This is a genomic window from Mycobacterium sp. E3198 (assembly GCF_001667015.1).
Lineage (GTDB): Bacteria > Actinomycetota > Actinomycetes > Mycobacteriales > Mycobacteriaceae > Mycobacterium.
The window spans coordinates 1-20747 of sequence record NZ_LZIS01000022.1; the positions used below are offsets into that span (position 1 = coordinate 1).

Here is a 20747-nt window from a genome sequence, read left to right on the forward strand (position 1 = left end):
AGCTTGGTGAATCCCTGTACGTGGCAGCGCTTTTGCCGCCCCGGACGCGGACGATCGCGATCCTGCGCAGCCGGCTCGCCAGCGCGGGATGGCGTTGCAGGCAACGCACCAGCAGCAGCGGCTCGTAGGTGCGGTCCGGGTGACCCCAGCTGTCGATGCCAGTGGCGTCTTCCTCGCTCCACGGCGGAGCGAGTGGCGCAACGCGGCTCACTGCGAGAACACCACGCAGTCGTGCAGGCACCCTTTGGCCGCGCTGGGGGAGTCGGCCTCGCGGTGCAGCAGCGCGCGCTCGGGGACGACGGCCAACCCGACGGCCTCGCCGGCGGACTCGGTCATCTCGGCCTTCCCGTCGACGATCAGCGAGTAGCCGCCGGGCTCGCGCGGGGGCCACAGCAGGGTGACGTCGCCGCGGTGGGCCAGATTCTCCCGCGTGCGCCCGCCGATGAGGCCGATGTCGAGGGTGGCCTCGCGCAACCGCGGCTCGACGGTCACGGTGTGGGGGCGATAGTCGTCGCCGACCGTGATCAGGTATGCAAACGGAAAGTTCGGGAGGGCGGCCGCGAGACGCTCGAGGTCCACCTTCTTTTTCGTGCGCATGGTTTCAGATTAGGCCGCGGCCATGGGGCTAGTCGGGTATGACCGGCTCCCCGATGCCCGGCTCGGGCGCGCCGGGCGGGCGGTCAGCCTTGTTGAAGAAGTTCGAGTTGGGTATGCCCGACTCCCGGCCGGGCAGGTTCCGCATGCCCTCCTCGGCGCCGCTGGTGGCGAAGAAGCCCGCGGGGGCCGTGGTGGTCCGCAGGGCCGGCGGGGTGGGGGTGGGGCCATTCGCCGTTCCTGCGACTGCGCTCGCGCCGCCGGCCTGCATGCCGCCTGCGAGGGCGCTCGTGTCGGCGTGGGCGGCCATGGCGGCGCCGGCCGGGTTGAGCATCGCGGCGTTCGACAGGCTCGCGTTGAGGCCGCCGGTGGTCGCGGCCGAGTTGAGCAGGCTCGAGCTGAGGTTGGCCGCCCCGACGCCGCCCGTCATGTTGGCGGAGTTGAGCACGGCGGCGTCCTGGGCGCCGTGGGCGGCCGTGCCGTCCATGAAAATGCCCGTGTTGGCGTTGCCGCTGTTGAAAAGGCCCGCGTTGACGGCCCCCGAGTTCAACAAGCCGGTGTTGGACACGCCCGAGTTACCGATGCCGAAGTTTCCGGTGCCGGAGTTGAAGAAGCCGATGTTATTGCTGCCGGAGTTGAAGAAGCCGATGTTGCCGGTACCGGAGTTGAAGCCGCCGAAGCCGATCTGATTGTTGCCGGTCAGCCCGATACCGAAGTCGTTGTTACCGCTGTTACCAAAGCCAAAGTTGTTATTACCGAGGTTCCCCAAGCCCAAGTTGTTGTTCCCCGAATTTCCGGAGCCGACATTTAAGCTGCCGCTGTTTCCGAAACCGACGTTGGAATTGCCGATCGAAAGTGGACCGAAACCAATTTTGCCGTTGTTGAAGGTGAAGCCGATCTTTTGCAGGACCTGCTGCCAGGGTGCCAATTGCGCGGCGGCCTCCGACGCGTCGGCGTGGTAGCCGAACATCGCGGCCACGTCGGCCGCCCACATCGCCTCGTAGGCGGCCTCGGTGTCCATGATCGCCGGGACGTTGAATCCGAACCAGTTGGTGGACGCCAGCGCCTGCACCAGGGCCCGATTCGCGGCCACCACGGCGGGCTGCACGGTGGCCGCGACCGCCGATTCGAAGGCGGCCGCGATGGCCGCGGCCTGGCTCGATGCCGCCTCGGCCTGGGCCGCGGCGGCGCTCAGCCAGCCCACGTACTGGGTCGCGACGGCCATCATCGCCGCCGCCGACGCACCCTGCCACGAGCCGTTGGCCAGATCCGAGGTCACCGAGAAGAACGACGACGCCGACGACGCCAGGTCCTCGGCCAACCCGTCCCATGCTTCGGCCGCAGCAAGCAGCGGCGCCGCACCCGGCCCGGCAAAAATTAGCGCCGAGTTGATTTCAGGCGGCAACCACGCAAAATGCGGGCTCGTCACTGACCCAACTTAACTGGGAAGGGGGGCCCTTCGTGGCGTTATCGACCAGGTACGGGCATGGGCTTTCGGCCGCGGACCAACTTGCCTGGACGCGCGTCGGTCGGAACGCCATTTTCAGCAATTATTTCCCCGGAAACGATCGTTGTCACATATCCGTCGGCGGTCTGGTCCAGGCGCCGTCCGCCGGCGGGAAGATCGTGCCGGATCACCGGCTTGTGCAGCCGCAGGGCGGCGTGGTCGATGACGTTCAGATCTGCCTTGTATCCGGCGGCGATGCGGCCCCGGTCGCCCAGCCCGGCCACCCGGGCCGGCACGGAGGTGAGCTCGCGCACGGCCTCGGCCACGGTGAACCGCCCCGAGCTGCGATCACGCGCCCAATGCGCCAGGAAGTACGTCGTGTAGCTGGCGTCGCAAATCATCCCGTAGTGGGCGCCGCCGTCGCCGAGCCCGAGCACCACGTCGTCGCGGTGCAGCAACTTGCCAACCGTGTCCAGCGAGTTGTTCTGCAGGTTGCTGGTCGCGACCAACAGCATGGCGCGGCCGTCGTCGTCGAGCAGCCGATCGTAGGCCTCCTCCATCGGATCCACGCCGCGGGCCCGGGCGCGCGCCCCGATGCTGGTCGAAGGGTCCGGCTCGTAGTTCGGCTCGTCGCCCAGCGGGTAGATCCAGTCCCACATCTGCGCCACGTACAGGATCGGGTGCCCGACGCCGGGCTTGTCGGCCAGGATCCGGGCGCGGACCTCGGGCTTGCGCATCTCGGCCACCCGCTCGTCCAGCGGCAGGTGCGCGATCTCGCGGTAGCTGGGATACAGCACGAACGGGTTGGCGCTCAGCTGCAGGCCGATGATCAGCCCGATCGGGCGCGGCAGCAGCTGTGCGGTGATGTCGCCGCCGGCCGCGTTGGCCTTTTCGATCATCGTGATGGCGTCCTCCCACGTCGGGTCCCCGGAGTTGGCGACGACGAGGGTGAAGGTGACCGGCAGGTCCAGGTCCTCGGCCACCTCGAACACGGTTTGCAGCACGGGCTGATACCCGCCGGCAGGAATGTCCGGCACGAACTGCAGCAGCCCGCCGCCGGCGTCCACGACACCCTTGGCGATCTCTTCGATCTCCTCCCGGGCGGCGTCGTAACTCGGTATCGGCGAACCGCTTTCGGTCTTGTGGATCGTCAGCCGCGACGACGCGAAGCCCAGCGCGCCGACCTCGATCGCCTCCTTGGCCAGCGCCCGCATCCGGGCGAGGTCCTCGGCGGTGGCCGGCTCGCGGTCCGCGCCGCGCTGGCCCATCACGTACACCCGCAGCGGGGAGTGCGGCAGGTAGGCGGCCACGTCGATGTCGCGTTTGCCCGCGTCCAGCGCGTCCATGTATTCGGGGAACGTCTCCCAGGTCCACGGCAGGCCGTCGGTCATGACGACCCCGGGAATGTCCTCGACCCCGGCCATCACGTCGACGAGCACGTCGTGGTCTTCCTGGCGGCAGGGCGCGAAGCCGACGCCGCAGTTGCCCATCACCACCGTGGTCACCCCGTGCGCCGACGACGGGGTCAGCCGCTCCGACCAGATGGATTGGCCGTCGTAGTGGGTGTGCAGGTCGACGAACCCCGGCGTGACCAGCAGGCCGGTGGCGTCGATCTCCCGGCTGGCGCCGTCCCCGTTCACGGATCCGACCGCCTCGATCACGCCGTCTCGCACCGCGACGTCGCCGACGTACGGCTCACCCCCCAGCCCGTCGACGATGGTGCCGTTGCGGATGACGAGGTCGTAGGTCATCTAAATAATCTACGACCGCGCCGGTGCGTCGTGCCAGGCCCGTAATGTCGGTGGCATGGCCAACGCCGACGCTGCAACTCAGGAACTGCTTCGCGACGCGTTCACCCGGTTGATCGAACACGTCGACGAGCTCGCCGACGGGCTGACCGACGAGGTGTCCCACTATCGCCCGACCCCGAACGCCAACAGCATCGCCTGGCTGATCTGGCACAGCGCGCGGGTGCAGGACATCCAGCTGGCCCATGTGGCGGGTGTGGAACAGGTGTGGACCCGCGACGGCTGGGTGGACCGGTTCGGGCTGGACCTGCCGCGCAACGACACCGGGTACGGGCACGGTCCCGACGAGGTGGCGAAGGTGCATGCGCCCGCCGAGCTGCTGAGCGGCTACTACCACGCGGTGCACAAGCTGACCCTCGAATACATCGCCAGCGTCACGGCCGACGAGCTGTGCCGCGTCGTCGACACCAACTGGGATCCGCCCGTGACGGCCAGCGCGCGGCTGGTGAGCATCATCGATGACTGCGCCCAGCACCTCGGCCAGGCCGCGTACCTGCGGGGGATCGCGCCGTAGGGTCTACACCGTGCGATCGGCGGTGACGGCGCTGTTGTGGCTGGCGACGACCGTTGCCCTGGCCGTGGCGATCCCCGCGCTGTGGTTGCAGCTCAACGTCGTGGACGAGGGCGGCTACGCCAGGCTGGCGGAGCGCGCCGCGGGCGACCCCGCGCTGCAGTCCGCCATGGCGGGCGAACTCACCACGCGGGCGATGGCGCTCATCGCCGAGCACGGCGCGGGCCGCTACCCGGTGGACGGCGCCCAGGTGCACGCAGTGGCCGGCGACTTCACCGCGGGCCCCTCGTTCCCGCCGCTGTTCGCCCGGGCGAACCGGGCCGCGCACGCCTGGTTGTTCACCGACCCGCCGCCGGGCCAGGGCGGCGATCAGTGGGTCATCGACGTGGCCCCGATGCTGAACGACGACGCCTTCCGGCGGGTGTTGAGCAGCCACCACGTCACGGTGCCCGCGGACCTGACCGTCCCGGTCACGGTGTCGATGCCGCCGTCGCTGCGGGAGGGAAAGCTGAGCCGGCTGGCGGCGTGGGGCCCGTGGCTCAGCGCCGGCGCGGCGGCGCTGAGCGGCCTGTTCGCGCTGCTGACGCTGGCCGCCGCGCGTCGCCGCGGCAAGGCCGTGAGCAGCCTCGGGGTCTCGGCGCTGCTCGTCGGCGCGGCGGGATGGGCGGGCATCGAGGCGGGCCGCCGCTACGTCGACGACGCGCTCAACCGCACCACCGGCGACATCCGGCAGGTCGCCGAGGTGATGGTCGCCCACGCCGAGGCCGGCCTGCGCCACTGGCTCGACGTGACCCTGGTCGCCGGCGCCGTGTTGGTCGGCCTGGGCGTGCTGGTCGCGATCGTCGGCGGTGTTGCCAAGAAGGCCTAACTCAGGGGCAACTCGGCCAGGATCGGGGTGGTCGGCCGCGGTGATCCGTCGCCGGGTTCGACCGTGAACGCCAGCGCCGTCGAGGATCCGATGTTGTTCAGCGTGTCCTTCGTGGACGGCAGCACTGCCGCGGCGCCCATGGTGCCCGCCGAGGTGGGACCGTTGGCCCCGATCAACCACATCTGATACACGGTGCCCGGCGACGGCGGCGGCACGTTGTTCATCACCAGCACGGCCGCGTTGCGGTCGCGGGAGAACATCACCGTCGCGGTCCCGTTGGCCAACGGGCGCGAGACCGTCTGCACGTCCGGGGCGGCCAGGACCTGCTCGGCCATCGTCGGCTTCGCCGGCGGACGCATCCACACGCCCACCCCGAACGCCGCCGCACCCACCACGACGGCCGCCGCCGCAGACGCCAGAACCGTTCTGCGCCAGGCGAACTGGCGAACGTTGTCCGGCCTTGCGGCGGCCAGCGTGGCCGCCCGCAGGTGCGCCGGCGGCTCGGCCGCGGTCGCCGCCGACACGACCGCCATCGTCTCGCGCACGGCGCGGACCTCGTCCTCGAAGGCCGCCGCCACCGGCGCCGGCGCCGCGGCGATGCGCCGCTCGACCTCGGCGCGTTCCCCGTCCGGCAGGGCGTGCAGGGCATACGGCGTGGCCAGCTCGAGCAGTTCGAAATCGGTCGACTCAGTCATCAGCGCCGCTCCTCAGCATCGCTGCGCTCTGCATCGTCGCCGGCGCGGTCATGGCACGTCCAGGCAGTTGCGCAGGCCGCGCAGCGCGTCGCGGATGCGGGACTTGATCGTCGACAGGTTGGCGGCCAGCCGCTGCGACACCTCGGTGTACGTCAGCCCCTGGTAGTAGGCCAGTTCGATGCACTGCCGCTGCGCGTCGCTCAACCCCTCCAGGCATTGGGTCACGCGGCGACGCTCGTCGCCGGCGATCGCCGAGTCGGCGACGACGTCGGCCGGGGTCTCGGCGCTCGCGGCGCCGTAGCGGGATTCCCGCCGGCTGCCGGCCTGCTCGGCGCGCACCCGGTCGACGGCGCGGCGGTGCGCCATGGTCAGCAGCCAGGCCAGGGCCGACCCCCTGGCCGGGTCGTACTGCGCCGCCGTGCGCCACACCTCGAGATAGACCTCCTGGGTGGTTTCCTCGCTGTAGCCCGGGTCACGCACCACCCGGGTCACCAGTCCATACACGCGGGCTTTGGTGAGGTCGTAGACCGAAGCGAAGGCGGCGCTGTCCCCGCGCGCGACCTGGCGCAGCAGGGCATCGAGCTGGTTGCTCATCGACCGGTAGCCTATCGCCCTTCATCGCGCCGCCGATCGAGGCGGCCGCGGGAAGAAAAACGCTGTCCGTTGCCGGTATTCGTCGAAGCCGGGACGGCCGGCCATCAGCTTCTCGGTCAGCCGCCCGCCGCTGACATACATCAGGAAATACGTCATGAGCACCGGCGAGCCGACGGTGGCCAGGGCCCACCAGCCGCCCAGGGTGATCAGCCAGATGCCCCACCACACCGCGGCGTCGCCGAAGTAGTTGGGATGGCGCGTCCACGCCCACAGGCCGCGGTCCAGCACCACCCCGCGGTTCGCCGGATCGGCTTTGAAGGCCCGCAGCTGCCGATCGCCGACGGCCTCGAAGGCGAAGCCCACCAGCCAGACGGCCAGTCCCACCGCCGTGACGGCGGTCAGCGGTTCCGGCGTGGGCCCGGTGACCGCCGACAGCTGCAGCGGAATCGACACGAACCAGGCGATAACGGCCTGCAGCACAAACACTTTGCGCACCGCTTGGGCAACCGTCGCGCCGCGGAGCAGGGCGGCATACCGGGGATCCTCACCCCGGCCGGCCGTCTTGGAGTGGATGTGCCAGGCCAGCCGCAGTCCCCAGATCGCCACCAGCGCAAGCAGCAGCCAGCGCCGGGCCGCATCCCCGCTGCCCAGCGCCGCCGCGACGGCGGCGATGGCCACGAAGCCCACGCCCCAGGCCACGTCGACGACGTTGTAGCGCCCGATCCGCCGGGCGATCACGAACGTGACCGTGTGCACCACCACGAGCGCCAGCGCCGACGCCGCGGAGACCTGCGCGAGGTTCACCAGATTCATCGCATCCACCATGAGTGATTCGAAGCCGTCGACGGCATGGACTGCTCAGCCGAATGTGAACGAAAACACTTGCAGGCCCTTGCCGACCTGCAGGTCGAGCTGATCGCGGCGGGCGGCGTCCCCGGGGTCCCCTCCCGCGATCCGATGCAGGGTGGGCGGGCCGCCGATGGTCGTCGCGGTCGTCCGGCCGTCCCTGGTCACGGTGATGGTGCCGGTGCCGCCGACGACGACGTAGACGTCCTTGCCGGTGTAGTTCAGCCGGATGGCGGCGCCGTCGCTGTCGGCCGTGGCGCCCTGGTCGTCCAGGGTCCACCGGCCGCGCAGGGCGAACCGGTCGTCGGGCAGCGTCGTCGGGTACGCGAATGTGGCTGTGCCGGGCTGGTATTCGCCGCCGCCGCCGTAGTTGACGGCTTTGCCCGCGCCCAGGTAGGTCTCGGGGGTGAGCCGCGTTCGCGGGGTGGCATCGACCGCGCCGCCGGGGCCGGGCAGCCCGACGGTCGGGTTGGCGTCGGTGAGCAATTCGCGGATCAGCCGTTCGGTGCCGTCGTAGTCGCCCTCGCCGAACTTGGTGTGGCGCACCGTGCCGTCGGCGTCGATGAGGTACTCGGCGGGCCAGTACAGGTTCTGATAGCTGTTCCACGTCGCGTAGTCGTTGTCCAGCGCGACGGGATAGCCGATGTGCAGCGCGGCGGCGCCGCTGGCCACGTTGGCGGGGACCCGTTCGAACGCGTACTCCGGCGTGTGCACCCCGATGGCGACGAAACCGTCGTCGTGATACCGGTTGTACCAATCGACCACATGCGGGATCGCGCGCTGGCAGTTGATGCACGAGTACGCCCAGAAGTCGACCAGCACCACCTTGCCGCGCAGCGACGCCAGGTCGACCGGGGCGCCGCCGGGGGTGTTGAGCCATCCCGTGATCCCGGTGATGGCGGGCGCGGGCCCGCACCGCTGCAGCCGGTCCGCGCCGTCGACGCAGTCGCCCAGCTGGCCGCGGGAGGTGCCGCTGGCGCTCAGTTTCTGCCGAATGTTGTTGGCGCCGAAGCTTTGCTGCATGGCCGCCGTGTAGTCGGGGACGGCGCGCTGCAGCACGGCGGGCAGGTTGAAGACCAGCGCCACCGCCAGCAGGATCATCATGATCCCGCCGGCGGCCTGAATCGCGCGCTGCCGACGGCGGAAGGCCGCCACGCGCTCGGCGATGCGCCGCCCGGCCAGGGCGAAGGCCAGCAGCGGCAGGGCGGCGCCGACCGCGAACGCCGCGGTCAGCACGAGGATGGGCGGCCCGATGCGCGCCGTCCCGCCGGCGACGACGATGGCGGCCAGCACCGGTCCCGCGCACGGCACGTACAGCGCGCCCAGCGTCAGGCCGAGCCCGAAACCTGTTCGGGGTGAACCCATTTCACGTTGCGGGAGGCGGGCGAACGGCCGCTCGATCAGGTGCGCCACGGGCGGGAAGATCAAACCGAGGCCGATGAGGGTCAACGTCACCAGGGCGGCCCAGCGGATCGCGTCCTGCGGCAGGTGCAGCGCCGACAACAACGCCGAACCGGCCAGGGTGACCACCCCGAAGCTACAGACGAGGCCGGCGATCACCAGATACGGCCGGGCCGCGCGGGTGCTGTTCACCCCGGAGAAGAACACCACCGGAAGGACCGGCAGGATGCACGGGGAGATGCCGGTGACGAGGCCGCCGAGGAAGCCGATGAGCGCGATCGTTGCCATAGCAGCTATTCGGAGCCGGTGGGCGCTCAGTCGGTGTAGGCGAGGGAACGCGGCGCGACCGGCCGCGACACCGGCCTGGGCGGGCGGGAGCGCACCCGGATCGGCCACCAGAACCAGCGGCCCAGCAGGGCGGCGATGGACGGCGTCATGAACGCGCGCACGATCAGGGTGTCGAACAGCAGGCCCAGCCCGATGGTGGTGCCGACCTGTCCGATGATCCGCACGTCGCTGACGGCCATGGAGGCCATCGTGAACGCGAACACCAGCCCCGCGTTGGTCACCACCTTGCCGGTGCCGCCCATCGACCGGATGATGCCGGTGTTGAGGCCGGCATGAATCTCCTGCTTGAACCTGGAGACCAGCAACAGGTTGTAGTCCGATCCCACCGCCAACAACACGATGACCGACATCGCGAGCACCAGCCAATGTAATTCGATGCCGAGAATGTGCTGCCAGAAAAGCACCGACAGCCCGAAGGACGCGCCCAGGGAAATGGCCACCGTGCCCACGATGACGGCGGCGGCGACCAGGGCGCGGGTGAGGATCAGCATGATGATGAAAATGAGGCACAGCGAGGAGATTCCGGCGATCACCAGGTCCCATTTGGCGCCCTCGGAGATGTCCTTGAAGACGGCGCCCGTCCCGGCCAGATAGATCTTCGCGTCCTCCAAAGGCGTTCCCTTGAGCGACTCTTCGGCCGCGGTGCGGATCTTCTCGATGCTGGCGATGCCCTCGCCCGAGGCGGGGTCGCCGCGGTGCAGGATGATGAAGCGGGCCGCGTGCCCGTCGGGGGACAAAAAGCTGTTCATCGCCCGCTTGAAGTCCTTGTTTTTGAAGACCTCCGGCGGCAGGTAGAACGAGTCGTCGTTCTTGGAGGCGTCGAAGGCATGCCCCATCGCCGTCGCGTTGTCGCTCATCTCGTCCATCTGGGCGAAGATCCCCGACATGGTGCTGTGCATGTCCAGCATCATGGTCCGCATGTTCACCATGGTGGCGATCATGGGCGGGAACTGGGCGACCATCTGCGGCATCAGCCGATCCAGATCCTTGATGTCACCGACGAGCGTGTTCAGTTTGTCCGTGATCTGATCCACGCCGTCCAGCGCGTCGAAGATCTGCCGGATCGACCAGCAGATCGGGATGTCGAAACAGTGCCTCTCCCAATAGAAATAGCTGCGGATCGGCCGCCAGAAATCGTCGAAGTCCGCGATGCGGTCGCGTAGCTCGTTGGTGATCTGCTGCATCTCGACGGTGTCGCCGACCATGCGGTGCGTGGTGGCGACGAGCTGGGTCATCAGGTCGTACATGCGCTGCATGTTGGCGATGGTCTTGGTCATCTCGTCGGCCTGCTTGAGCATGTTGTCCATCTGGTCGCGCTGGTACTTCATGCTCTGCATCTGAGCGGCGTTCTGCATGCTCATCTGGAACGGGATCGACGTGTGGTCCATCGTCGTTCCGTCGGGCCGGGTGATCGCCTGCACGCGCGAGATGCCGGGGACGCGGAAGATGCCCTTGGCGAGCCGGTCGAGGACCAGGAAGTCGGCCGGGTTGCGCATGTCGTGGTTCGACTCGATCATCAGGATCTCCGGCTTCATCCGTGCCTGGGAGAAGTGGCGATCCGCGGCCATCAGGCCCTCGTTGGCGGGGATGGAGCTGGGCAGGTACTCCCGGTCGTTGTAGTTGGCCTTGTAGCCGGGCAGGGTGAGCAGGCCGACCAGGGCGATGGCGCACGTGACGGCCAGGATCGGCAACGGCCAGCGCACCACCGCGGTGCCGACGCGCCGCCAGCCGCGCACCCCGAGCCTGCGCTTGGGGTCGAACAGGCCGAACCGGCTGCCGACGGTGAGCACCGCCGGGCCCAGCGTCAGCGCGACCGCCACCGCGACGAGCATCCCCACCGCGCAGGGGATTCCGAGCGTCTGGAAATACGGCATCCGCGCGAAGGACAGGCAGAACGTCGCCCCGGCGATCGTCAGACCGGAACCCAGGATGACGTGGGCGGTGCCGCGGTACATCGTGTAGAACGCCGTTTCGGTGTCCTCGCCGGCCTGCCGGGCCTCCTGGTAGCGGCCGATGATGAAGATCCCGTAGTCCGTGCCGGCCGCGATCGCCAGCGAGGTCAGCAGCGACACCGCGAAGGTGGACAGCCCTATCCAGCCGAAGTGGCCGATCATCGCGACCGCCCCCCGGGCCGCGGTCAGCTCGAAACCGACCGTGACCAGCAAAAGGATCACGGTGATGATCGACCGGTAGACGAATAGCAGCATCATCAGGATCACCGCGACCGTCGTCAGGGTGATGCGGGTCGTCGATTTGTCGCCACTGTGGTGCAGGTCCGCGGCGAGCGCCGCCACCCCGGTGACGTAGGCCTTGACGCCCGGGGGCGGGGGCACGCTGTTGACGATGTTGCGCACGGCCTGGACGGATTCGTTGGCCAGCGGCTCGCCCTGGTTGCCGGCGAGGTTCACCTGGACCGTGGCGGCCTTACCGTCGTTGCTTTGCGCGCCCGCGGCCGTGAGGGGGTCACCCCAGAAGTCCTGGACGCTCAGCACGTGCGTTTTGTCCTCGCGCAGCTTGCGAACCATCGCGTCGTAGTACTTGTGGGCGTCGTCGCCGAGCGGCTGGTTGCCCTCCAGCACGATCATCGCCGAGCTGTCGGTCTCGCCCTCGTTGAAGGCGTGGCCGATGTGCTTCATCGCCTGGAACGACGGCGCGTCGGTGGGGCTCAGCGACACCGACCGCTCCTGGCCGACCACTTCCAGCGACGGGACGAGCAGGCTGAAGACGGCGGCCATCCCGATCCAGAACAGGATGATCGGCACCGAAAGCCGGTGGATTGTCCTTGCGAGCCAAGGCCTTTCGGCGTGGGTATGGGCGGTGTTGGCGAAGCCTGTGCTCACGCGGACTTCACCACGCAGAAGGTGTAGGCGTGCACCTCGTGGGATACTCGCTCGGCCTTGACCACGTCGTCCACCGTGATGCGACAGCCGACGCTATCGCCGCTGGCGCGGGCCATGAGGCTGCCCATCATGGCGGCCTTGTCGGTGGTGATGCGCAGCGACCACGGCAATGGCGCGCCGTCGACGCGCTGGGGGTCGCCATTGACGTCGAAGTAGCTGATGTCCGCGGTCGTCCCGGGCGGGCCGAACACCTCGTAGGCGATTCGTTTCGGGTTGAACGGCTTGGGGTTTTGCAGGTTGCTGTCGGCATACGATTCGCGCTTTTCCGAGCCGAAGTAGCCGTGGACTCGGTACACGATGAATCCACTGATCACCAGCACCGCCACGATGACCAGCGGAATCCACGTTCGGGACAGCACCTTGAAAATCTGGAATCCCTTTCAGCGGTTGGGCACTTCTTCGGGCGGATCGCCGCGCTGCGCCCGTCCGCCCCACGCACCGATCCCGGGGCACCAGCGCAGCCAAGGCTTACCTAAGTAAATCATGGCCGGTTCTTGCCTGGACGGGACCGTCGACTCCTTCCCCTCGCGCCCTGGAGTGTAACGCATATCACGTGCGTAACGAGGGGAACTGCCGAAGGAGGACACCCCGGGCAGCAACGGTCAGGCAGCGGACAGGATCGGTTCCGGGCGGGCGCCCCGCGCTACTGGCAGGGGCTCAGGCGTACGTGCGCAGCTGCACCATCTTGCGCATGACGTCGCTGAGTTTGTGCACGGGTGCCCCGCAGGTCAGGCAGTAGCCGCCCGGGCAGCGGTTGATGCGATCCACCTGCTGCAGCACCTGGGCCTTGAGCCGGCGCACGCAACCGATGCACAGGATCTCGACGACGTTTCCGGACGGGTCGAGATTCGGCCGGTTGCATTGGTCGACGGCGTGCCGGTAGACGATGTGCGTGGCCCTGTTGGCGCACCCGTCCTCGGATTGGCACGTGATCTCCAGCCAGTCGAGGGCCGCGAGCGCGTCGGACTGGGGGTCGACGACGCTCATCGCGTCCTCCCTGGGGCGCAGCATCCCGGCATGAGCATGGTGTCAGTCCTGGTTGACTCTGGTCGCACGGACTGGCGTCCGCATGAGTGCGAATACCAGTCAAGAACTATTGGTTTGTCCCCTAACTACGGGGAAAATAGCGATTCCCGACAGTCGCAGAGTCTAAACTCGATGGCCAATAAAGACCAGGGTCGATCTAAGACCAGTTCCACACCGACATATCGCCCGGCGGATATTGGTTGCACACGTCGGTGGCCTTGGCGACAACGCCCTTGTTGTTGAAGAAGATCTTCATGTGATTGACCCAGGCGAAGGTCAGCGGATCGCCATTGTAGAAGTTTTCGGAGTAGTTCCTGCGCTCCTCCGGCGACAGCGAGTAAAACCAGTGCGCCTTGTCAATCACGGCCTGTTGCAGGTTGGCGTGGTTGTTGAAGTCGATCATGTACCGCTGGTAGTACACGGGACTGGTATCCCTGACGGCCGCCAGGTACTGCTCGGCGTCGCACGTGGTGGCGATCTGCCGGCGGGGGACCGGGAAGTCCTCCGTGGAATCGGCCGCAGCCGTCTTCGGGAAGGTCGCAGCCGCGATGCTCAGGGCTACCAGGAAAGCAAGAAAAACAACGCCTGCGCGCAGGCCGGAACTCAGCCGAGACATAGTCGTTACCGTAGCACTTTCAGGGCCCCGGTGGGGGTGCCGGGGGCATATTCGTAGTCCATCTCACTATCACTCGCCATCAGGCACGATGACGTGGCTGGGATCCGGCCGCAGCTCCGGCGGGGCCTGGCTGTAGTCGCCGAACGGGCCGTCGCGCCGCTCGACCGCCGCCCGCACGCCCTGCGTCTGCGCGGTCGCGATGAAATCGAGCGCGTCAGGGGTGTTGCGCATCAGGCCGTCGAGGATGCCGCCCAGCGTCTGCGTGGACGCCAGGCCCATGTTCTCGTACGCCTGGTTGACGATCAGCTTCTGCGCCCGCAGCTGCGACAACGGGATGCTGGCGAGCTCCGCGGCGACCTCGGCAACGCGGGCCGCTAACCGCTCGAACGGCACCGCCTCGTTGATCAACTCGACCTCGGCGGCCTGGACGCCGGTCAGGGGCCGGCCGGTCAGCGAGTGCCATTTGACCTTGGCCAGGCTCAGCCGGTACAGCCACATTCCGGTCAGGTAGGCGCCCCACATCCGGCTGTAGGGGGTGCCGATCACCGCGTCCTCGCTCGCGATCACGATGTCGGCACAGAGCGCGTAATCGCTGGCCCCACCGACGCACCAGCCGTGCACCTGCGCGATCACCGGTTTGGATGCCCGCCAGATCGCCATGAATTTCTGGGTGGGGCCGGTCTCGCGGGCGGTGACCATCGCGAAATCCTTGCCCGGGTCCCACCGGCCGTCGGTCATCATGGCCTCGCCCCAGTGCTGGAAGCCCCCGCCGAAGTCGTAGCCGCCGGAGAAGGCGCGGCCGGCGCCGCGCAGCACGATCACCTTGATCTCGTGGTCGCGTTCGGCCAGCCCGACGGCGGCCTCGATCTCGTCGGGCATGGGCGGGACGATGGTGTTGAGCTGCTCCGGGCGGTTCAGGGTGATCGTGGCGACCGGGCCGGACGTGGTGTAGAGCAGGGTCTGGAAATCGGGGGTCGGCATAGTTTCCTTATGGATCGGGCTGACGATTTTCCGGCGACGACGCATAGATTCGACCGCCGATTTTGAGATAGGGCGTCGTCAGATACGCCGAGAAGACGACAACCGCCGAAAAGATGACCGCGACGGCGACCGCGTTGGGCCAGATTTTGCCCACCCCGGCGGCGAAAGAGACCGTGCCGATGATCGAGGTGGCCCAGTAGAACCGCCGCCCCGGCCGGCGTTCTTTGATGAAGCGGAAGCGCGCCTGCGCCGCCCCGGCCACGATGAAGATCAACCCGGTCGCCAGCAGGGTGAGTTCGATGCGTTCGGTCGCCGACACGTCGACGATCCTATGGCCGAGCACAGGCCGGCAAGGAAAGTCGGGGCCCCGACAGGTCGCTAGCATGTACAACCAGGGGGATGTGGGAAGGTCTGCCAGTGAGCGGGGTGAGCGTAATCGCGACGGCGGCCGCCGCGTTCGCGATCGCCCCGTTCGCGGCGCTCGCCGCCGCACCCGGTGTGGCGCAGGCGGCGCCGTGTGCCGGCGCCGGGTCGAACCCGGTGTCCTGCCAGAACTGTCTGGTCTACGTCGAGGCGTATCACACGTCGAACGTGTGCTACAACCCCGCGCCGCCCCGCCCCCCCCCGCCGTCCCCGAGCGTGGTGTCGGTGCCGACCCTGGAGCCGCTACCGGAACTGCCGCCGGTGCACACGCCGCTGGTCGTCCCGTCCCCGAGTCCGCCGCCGCCCACCACGGTCGCGGTGCAGACCCCGAAGCTCACTCCGTCTCACGGGGCGCCAGGAAACGCGGCGCTGGTGGCGCCGCCGAAGGGGCTCGACGCGTCACCCCAGGCGATCGCGGATGCCAAGGCCGCACCGGTGACGCGGATCAACCCCGCGAACCCGCTGGAGCCGCCCAGCCGGGTGTACGACTTCCGCCAGCAGGTGCAGAACGTGGTCGACGCCCATCGCGGCAACGTGGACCTGATCAAGGCCGACAACCAGGAACTGGTTCGCCCGAAGCATTGGGACTACGTCGACTACGACGACAACCACCGCCCGGTGCTCTACAACCCGCTCGGCGAGGCGATGACGTTCCGCTACTTCTACGACGGCGCCTACCGGGAGGCGTTCGTCCCGGCCGGTGGCCGGATCGTGCTCGATGCCGCCACCGTCGGCCTGGTCCCGTTCACCGCGGTCGGCTACAGCCACGTGGCGTCGGGCAGCTTCTACGGCGGGGCCTCGATACCGCCGGCCGGTTCGGACGGCCCGCCGCCGCCGACCTACACCCCGCCGACGCCGCCGGACGTCTACGAGCACGTCTCCGCCCTCGTCGCCGCCGACAACAAGACAGTGGAAGTCGGTCAGGTGGAGGTGGTCGGCCACGACGCCAGCCAACCCGCGGGCAGCCAGGACACCTTCCTGCTCAACGATTCCACCCTGGCCTGGGGTCAGGTGGACGATGCCAGCAGCGCCACGCAGATCAGGGTCACCAGGACCCAGTCGTTACCGGGCGCCGGACCGACCGACAATGGCGACTTCCTGGTCGCACTGACCGCACTCAAGGAACCCGCCCCACCCTCCGCCCCCTGGTGGCCCTCGGCGCTGGCCTACGCGGGGCTCACCATCGGAGCGGGGCTCATCGCCTGGACGATCAGTCGCCCGAAACGGCGCGCGGATCTGGCTCCCGGCGACTAGTGGCGATCGCGAGCGCGGCGTTGGGGGGTACCCCCGCGTAGCTGGGGGACCGGGCGCTGCGGGTCGCCACCTTTTGTCTAGTGGCGATCGCGAGGGCGGCGTAGCCGGGCGCTGCGGGTCGCCACCTTTTGTCTAGGGGTGATTCACGCAGAACGCCACGCACATGGCGTCAACGGGAATGGACACCCACTGCGTCTGGCCGTCCGCCTGGCGTGCGCAGAAGATCGGGCCGGGGTTGCCCCACACCTTCGCGCCCTCCGGGGAGCAGGGCTTGCCGAGATCGGTGTCGGCGTGCGCGGGGCCGCTGCCGAGGAGAATCGCGATCGGGGCGATCGCCGTCAATGCCGCCACGCCGAAGAACCTCGGTGCTCTCATGATTCACGCCCTCCTGGACCGCATCCGCTACATCGCCTTCGAGCTTAACGGCTCGCTCCGCCGAGCGTCCGCCAGAGGAACGAGAAGCTGAGCGCCGACTTGAACGCGACCTGCTCGTTGTCGGCCGCGCCGGCGTGCCCGCCCTCGATGTTCTCGTAGTACCAGACCTCATGGCAGGCGGCCTCGAGGGCGGCCGTCATCTTGCGGGCGTGTCCCGGATGGACCCGGTCGTCGCGGGTGGACGTGGTCATCAGCACCGGCGGGTAGCGGCGGGTCGCCGAAACGTTCTGGTACGGCGAGTATTCGGAGATGAACGCCCAGTCGTCGGGGTTGTCCGGGTCGCCGTACTCGGCCATCCAGGACGCCCCGGCCAGCAGCAGGTGGTAGCGCTTCATGTCGAGCAGCGGCACGTCGCAGACCAGCGCGCCGAACTTTTCCGGGTACCGGGTGAGCATGATGCCCATCAGCAGCCCGCCGTTGCTGCCGCCCCGCGCGCCCAGCTGCTCGACGGTCGTGATGCCGCGGTCCACCAGATCGGTTGCGACCGAGGCGAAGTCCTCGGCGACCTTGTGCCGGTCCGCGCGCATCGCCTGGGTGTGCCAGCCGGGCCCGTACTCGCCGCCGCCGCGGATGTTGGCCAGTACGTAGGTGCCGCCGCGCGCCAGCCACAGCCGGCCCAGCACGCCGCTGTAGGCCGGCGTGTTGGCGGATTCGAATCCGCCGTATCCGCTCAGCAGGGTCGGACCCGGGCCGTCGGCGTCGTCGCGCCGCACGACGAAGTAGGGGATCGCGGTGCCGTCCGTCGAGGCGACGAAATGCTGGGCCACCGAGAGTTTTTCGGCGTCGAAGAACGCGGGGGCCGACTTGATCGGCTCGAGCGGCGCGCCGGCGGCCCCGCGCATCAGCACCGACGGTGTGACGAATCCGCTGGAGTCGAGGAAGAACTCGTCGCCGGTGTCGTCGGCGGCGACGACGACGGTGTTGGTCGCGGCCGGGATGCCGGCGACGGGTTCGCGACGCCACTTTCCCGGCGTGACGATCTCCACGCGGCTGGCCACGTCGGCCAGCGTGACGATCAGCAGGCGGTCCTTCGTCCACGCGTAGTGGTTCAGGGCCGTGTGCTCGTCGGGCTCGAACACGACCGCCAATTCGGCTGTACCGGAGAGGAATTCGTCGTAGTCGGCGGCCAGCAGCGAGCCCGCGGTGTAGGTCGCGCTGCCGGTACGCCAATCGGTGCGCAGCTCGATGAGGATCCATTCGCGGTGGATCGACACGGTCGCGTCGGTGGGCGCGTCGATGCGGATCAGCTCCGGGCCGCGCAGCTCGTAGAGCTCTTCGTTCCAGAAGTCGAGCGCTCGGCCCAGAAAGGTCCGCTCGAAGCCGGGCGTGCGGTCCGCGGACGCGGACACGCTGACATCGGATCGGGCGCCCTCGAAGACGAGTTCGGCCTCGGTCAACGGGGTGCCCCGGCGCCACCGCTTGATCACGCGCGGGTAGCCGGAGTCGGTGAGGGAGTCGGGGCCGAAGTCGGTGCCGACCAGCACGGTGTCCGGATCGGCCCACGCGATCTGCGACTTGGCCTCGGCCAGTCCGAACCCGTCGGCGACGAATTCGCGCGTGGTCATGTCGAATTCGCGCACGATGGAGGCGTCCGAGCCGCCGCGGGAGAGGCGGATCAGGCCTCGGGTGTGGTCGGGTTCGATGACGCCGGCGCCCGCCCACACCCATTTCTCGTCGTCGGCTCGCCCCAGCTCGTCGACGTCGATGAGCACGTCCCACTCCGGGGAGTCGGCGCGATAACTGTCCAGCGTGGTGCGCCGCCACAGCCCCCGCGGGTGGGTGGCATCGCGCCAGAAGTTGTACAGGTGCTCGCCGCGGCGCACCACGTAAGGGATGCGGGCGTCGGTGTCCAGCACCTCGAGCGCCTCGGCGCGCATCCGCTCGAACTCCTCGTCGCGGAACTTCGCCAGCGTCGGTTCGTTGCGCGCCCGCACCCACGCCAGCGCGTCTTCGCCGGTGATGTCCTCCAGCCACAGATATGGGTCGTCGTCCACGCCCACCATTGTGTCGAGCGGCGTTATGAAGTTGTCACCAGGATCACACTGACCCGAGACCTATGTGGTACCCGTAGACACAGTTAATCTCTTAACATCCCCTTATGGACCACAGTGTCTCCATAGATGGACGGCAGAGGCTGCGGCTGGCGGACTATCTGGACGCCGAGGGCCACATCGCCCTACCGGACGACGCCACCCTGACCTCCGGCCTGTACCGCAACGTCGCCGAGCTCGGCGACGCCGTGTCCTACCGCTATCTGGATTACGGCCAGGTCGCCGACGGCGAACCGGTCGAGCTCAGCTGGGCCCGGCTCGGCGTGCGGCTGCGCGCGGTCGGCGCGCGCCTGCAACAGGTCAGCGCGCCGGGGGACCGGGTGGCGATCCTGGCGCCGCAGGGCGGCGACTACGTTGTCGGCTTCTTCGCGGCCATCGCCGCCGGCAACATCGCGGTGCCGCTGTTCGCGCCCGAACTGCCCGGCCACGTCGAACGGCTCGAGGCTGTGCTGACCGATGCCGTCCCGTCCGTCGTGCTGACCACCACCGGCGCCGCCGAGGCCGTGCAGTCGTTCGTGCGGACCTTGCCGCGCCCGCGCCGGCCGCGGGTCATCGCCCTCGACGCCGTGCCCGACTCGGTGGGTGCCACCTTCGCCCCGGCGCATCCGGGCATCGACGACGTCGCCTACCTGCAGTACACGTCGGGTTCGACCCGCACGCCCGCCGGCGTCGAGATCACCCACCGCGGCGTCGTCACGAACGTGGTGCAGATGATCGATTCGGTCGGCCTGGACTGGAACATCCGAAGCATCAGCTGGTTGCCGCTGTTTCACGACATGGGGCTGTTGATGATCATGTTCCCGGCGCTGTGCGGCGGGCACATCACGTTGATGTCGCCGACGGCGTTCGTGCGGCGGCCCTACCGGTGGATCCGCGAATTGGCCGTGCAGTCCCGCCACGGCCGCACGTTCGCCGCCGCCCCCAACTTCGCGTTCGATCTGGCCGCGCAGCGCGGACTGCCGGGTCCCGGGGAAGAGCTCGACCTGAGCAACGTCGCGGGGCTCATCAACGGTTCCGAACCGGTCAGCATCGCCTCGATCGAACGGTTCACCGAGGCGTTCGCGCCCTACGGGCTGCCGCCCACCGCCGTCAAACCGTCCTACGGGATGGCCGAGGCGACGCTGTTCGTCTCGACCATCGGCCCGCAGGCCCGGCCCGGTGTGGTCCATCTGGATCGCGACGAGCTGGGCGCGGGCCGCGCGGTGCCGGTGGCCCCGGGCGCGGCAGGCGCCGTCGCGCAGGTGTCCTGCGGCCGGGTTGCGCGCAGCCTGTGGGCGGTCATCGTCGACCCCGACACCGAGGCCGAACTGCCCGACGGCCGGGTGGGGGAGATCTGGCTGCACGGCGACAACGTCGGCCGCGGCTACTGGGGCCGGGCCGCCGAGACCGAGCTGGCCTTCCGCAACAAGCTGCAGTCCCGGCTGGAGGTCGCCAGCCATGCCGAGGGGTCGGCGGTGGGCGGCACCTGGTTCCGCACCGGTGACCTCGGCGTGTATCTCGACGGGGAGCTCTACATCGTCGGCCGCATCAAGGATTTGGTGATCGTCGACGGCCGCAACCACTATCCGCAGGACATCGAGGCCACCGTGTCCGCGGCGTCGCCGGCGGTGCGCGACGGCCACGTGACCGCGTTCTCGGTGCCCCGCGAGCCCGCCGGCGAGCAGCTGGTGATCGTCGCCGAACGCGCGGCCGGGGCCGGCAAGTCCGAGCCGGCCGCGACCGTCGACGCGATCCGGGCCGCCGTCTCCCGCCGGCACGCGTTGCCGGTGGCCGATGTCCGGCTGCTCAGCGCCGGCCGCATACCCCGCACCACCAGCGGGAAACTCGCGCGCCGCGAGTGCCGGGCCCGCTATCTGGCGGGCGAGCTCTAGCGGCCTGCTGCCTCCCATCGCACCGCGCTGACGGCGGTACTGTGAACTGTGTCACGGGAGCGAAAAAAGGAGGCGGGG

General features: G+C 68.9%; 19 protein-coding genes and 1 pseudogene. 4 read left to right on the forward strand and 16 right to left on the reverse strand.

The features are described from left to right. The 4 genes and pseudogenes from A5673_RS29815 to A5673_RS03155 all read right to left on the reverse strand — a co-directional run. Positions 1-211 (reverse strand): annotated as a pseudogene (locus A5673_RS29815) (hypothetical protein); the annotation flags it as partial. Continuing rightward, positions 208-597 carry a pyridoxamine 5'-phosphate oxidase family protein gene (locus A5673_RS03145; RefSeq protein WP_068227047.1) on the reverse strand — a complete coding sequence of 130 codons (390 nt, stop codon included), beginning with the start codon at positions 595-597 and terminating at the stop codon, positions 208-210. The gene A5673_RS03145 and the pseudogene A5673_RS29815, both read right to left, overlap by 4 nt. 28 nt (positions 598-625) lie before the next feature. Then, on the reverse strand, positions 626-2023 hold the full coding sequence (locus tag A5673_RS03150; protein WP_068227048.1) for a PPE family protein: 1398 nt from the start codon (positions 2021-2023) through the stop codon (positions 626-628). Between the two features lie 38 nt (positions 2024-2061). After that, positions 2062-3792: an amidohydrolase family protein gene (locus A5673_RS03155; protein ID WP_068227049.1), complete on the reverse strand. Its 1731-nt coding sequence runs from the start codon at positions 3790-3792 to the stop codon at positions 2062-2064. Positions 3793-3847: 55 nt separating this feature from the next. On the opposite strand from A5673_RS03155, the gene A5673_RS03160 reads away from it, so the two are divergent. Together A5673_RS03160 and A5673_RS03165 are read left to right on the forward strand one after the other, a co-directional pair. Beyond that, positions 3848-4363: a mycothiol transferase gene (locus A5673_RS03160; RefSeq protein WP_068227050.1), complete on the forward strand. Its 516-nt coding sequence runs from the start codon at positions 3848-3850 to the stop codon at positions 4361-4363. Positions 4364-4373: 10 nt separating this feature from the next. Beyond that, positions 4374-5228 carry a hypothetical protein gene (locus A5673_RS03165; RefSeq protein ID WP_068227051.1) on the forward strand — a complete coding sequence of 285 codons (855 nt, stop codon included), beginning with the start codon at positions 4374-4376 and terminating at the stop codon, positions 5226-5228. Here A5673_RS03165 and A5673_RS03170 read toward each other — a convergent pair. From A5673_RS03170 to A5673_RS03215, 10 genes are all read right to left on the reverse strand, one after another. Further along, the gene (locus A5673_RS03170) at positions 5225-5923 is read right to left on the reverse strand and encodes an anti-sigma factor (protein ID WP_068227052.1); all 699 of its coding nucleotides are present in this window, start codon (positions 5921-5923) and stop codon (positions 5225-5227) included. The genes A5673_RS03165 and A5673_RS03170 overlap by 4 nt on opposite strands. Before the next feature lie 48 nt (positions 5924-5971). Then, the gene (locus A5673_RS03175) at positions 5972-6517 is read right to left on the reverse strand and encodes a sigma-70 family RNA polymerase sigma factor (RefSeq protein WP_068227053.1); all 546 of its coding nucleotides are present in this window, start codon (positions 6515-6517) and stop codon (positions 5972-5974) included. Between the two features lie 21 nt (positions 6518-6538). Further along, entirely contained in the window at positions 6539-7330 is a 792-nt protein-coding gene (locus A5673_RS03180) for a DUF1295 domain-containing protein (protein ID WP_068227077.1), read from the reverse strand. A 45-nt stretch (positions 7331-7375) separates the two neighbouring features. Next, complete coding sequence (locus A5673_RS03185) at positions 7376-9052, reverse strand: cytochrome c biogenesis protein DipZ (RefSeq protein WP_068227054.1); 1677 nt, start codon at positions 9050-9052, stop codon at positions 7376-7378. Between the two features lie 26 nt (positions 9053-9078). Then, positions 9079-11952, reverse strand: a complete 2874-nt coding sequence (locus tag A5673_RS03190) for an RND family transporter (protein WP_068227055.1) — start codon at positions 11950-11952, stop codon at positions 9079-9081. Then, positions 11949-12371 carry an MmpS family protein gene (locus tag A5673_RS03195; protein ID WP_068227056.1) on the reverse strand — a complete coding sequence of 141 codons (423 nt, stop codon included), beginning with the start codon at positions 12369-12371 and terminating at the stop codon, positions 11949-11951. Before A5673_RS03195 ends, A5673_RS03190 begins: the two co-directional genes overlap by 4 nt. A gap of 298 nt (positions 12372-12669) precedes the next feature. Next, positions 12670-12999 (reverse strand): hypothetical protein, encoded by a 330-nt coding sequence (locus A5673_RS03200; protein WP_068227079.1) that lies wholly within the window; start codon positions 12997-12999, stop codon positions 12670-12672. A gap of 196 nt (positions 13000-13195) precedes the next feature. Further along, entirely contained in the window at positions 13196-13654 is a 459-nt protein-coding gene (locus tag A5673_RS03205) for a DUF5078 domain-containing protein (RefSeq protein WP_068227057.1), read from the reverse strand. 69 nt (positions 13655-13723) lie between these two features. After that, a complete protein-coding gene (locus tag A5673_RS03210) occupies positions 13724-14635 on the reverse strand; it encodes a crotonase/enoyl-CoA hydratase family protein (RefSeq protein ID WP_068227058.1) in 912 nt (303 codons plus the stop codon). A 7-nt stretch (positions 14636-14642) separates the two neighbouring features. Next, a complete protein-coding gene (locus A5673_RS03215) occupies positions 14643-14954 on the reverse strand; it encodes a hypothetical protein (RefSeq protein ID WP_068227059.1) in 312 nt (103 codons plus the stop codon). Between the two features lie 92 nt (positions 14955-15046). On the opposite strand from A5673_RS03215, the gene A5673_RS03220 reads away from it, so the two are divergent. Continuing rightward, a complete protein-coding gene (locus tag A5673_RS03220) occupies positions 15047-16312 on the forward strand; it encodes a hypothetical protein (RefSeq protein WP_369806459.1) in 1266 nt (421 codons plus the stop codon). A 132-nt stretch (positions 16313-16444) separates the two neighbouring features. On the opposite strand, the gene A5673_RS03225 is transcribed toward A5673_RS03220, so the two are convergent. Then, entirely contained in the window at positions 16445-16687 is a 243-nt protein-coding gene (locus A5673_RS03225; RefSeq protein ID WP_068227061.1) for a hypothetical protein, read from the reverse strand. 44 nt (positions 16688-16731) lie between these two features. Then, positions 16732-18741, reverse strand: coding sequence for a prolyl oligopeptidase family protein (locus tag A5673_RS03230; RefSeq protein ID WP_231970837.1), 2010 nt, complete (start codon positions 18739-18741; stop codon positions 16732-16734). Between the two features lie 104 nt (positions 18742-18845). On the opposite strand from A5673_RS03230, the gene A5673_RS03235 reads away from it, so the two are divergent. Beyond that, on the forward strand, positions 18846-20669 hold the full coding sequence (locus A5673_RS03235; protein ID WP_068227063.1) for a fatty acyl-AMP ligase: 1824 nt from the start codon (positions 18846-18848) through the stop codon (positions 20667-20669). The last annotated feature ends 78 nt before the right edge of the window (positions 20670-20747 follow it).

Bases quoted from the DNA above. Each gene is read 5' to 3' on its own strand.
- A5673_RS03235 (WP_068227063.1), top strand. From the start codon at position 18,846: ATGGACCACAGTGTCTCCATAGATGGACGGCAGAGGCTGCGGCTGGCG.
- A5673_RS03225 (WP_068227061.1), bottom strand. From the start codon at position 16,687: ATGAGAGCACCGAGGTTCTTCGGCGTGGCGGCATTGACGGCGATCGCC.
- A5673_RS03200 (WP_068227079.1), bottom strand. From the start codon at position 12,999: ATGAGCGTCGTCGACCCCCAGTCCGACGCGCTCGCGGCCCTCGACTGG.
- A5673_RS03145 (WP_068227047.1), bottom strand. From the start codon at position 597: ATGCGCACGAAAAAGAAGGTGGACCTCGAGCGTCTCGCGGCCGCCCTC.
- A5673_RS03155 (WP_068227049.1), bottom strand. From the start codon at position 3,792: ATGACCTACGACCTCGTCATCCGCAACGGCACCATCGTCGACGGGCTG.
- A5673_RS03205 (WP_068227057.1), bottom strand. From the start codon at position 13,654: ATGTCTCGGCTGAGTTCCGGCCTGCGCGCAGGCGTTGTTTTTCTTGCT.
- A5673_RS03160 (WP_068227050.1), top strand. From the start codon at position 3,848: ATGGCCAACGCCGACGCTGCAACTCAGGAACTGCTTCGCGACGCGTTC.
- A5673_RS03185 (WP_068227054.1), bottom strand. From the start codon at position 9,052: ATGGCAACGATCGCGCTCATCGGCTTCCTCGGCGGCCTCGTCACCGGC.
- A5673_RS03180 (WP_068227077.1), bottom strand. From the start codon at position 7,330: ATGAATCTGGTGAACCTCGCGCAGGTCTCCGCGGCGTCGGCGCTGGCG.
- A5673_RS03175 (WP_068227053.1), bottom strand. From the start codon at position 6,517: ATGAGCAACCAGCTCGATGCCCTGCTGCGCCAGGTCGCGCGCGGGGAC.
- A5673_RS03170 (WP_068227052.1), bottom strand. From the start codon at position 5,923: ATGACTGAGTCGACCGATTTCGAACTGCTCGAGCTGGCCACGCCGTAT.
- A5673_RS03210 (WP_068227058.1), bottom strand. From the start codon at position 14,635: ATGCCGACCCCCGATTTCCAGACCCTGCTCTACACCACGTCCGGCCCG.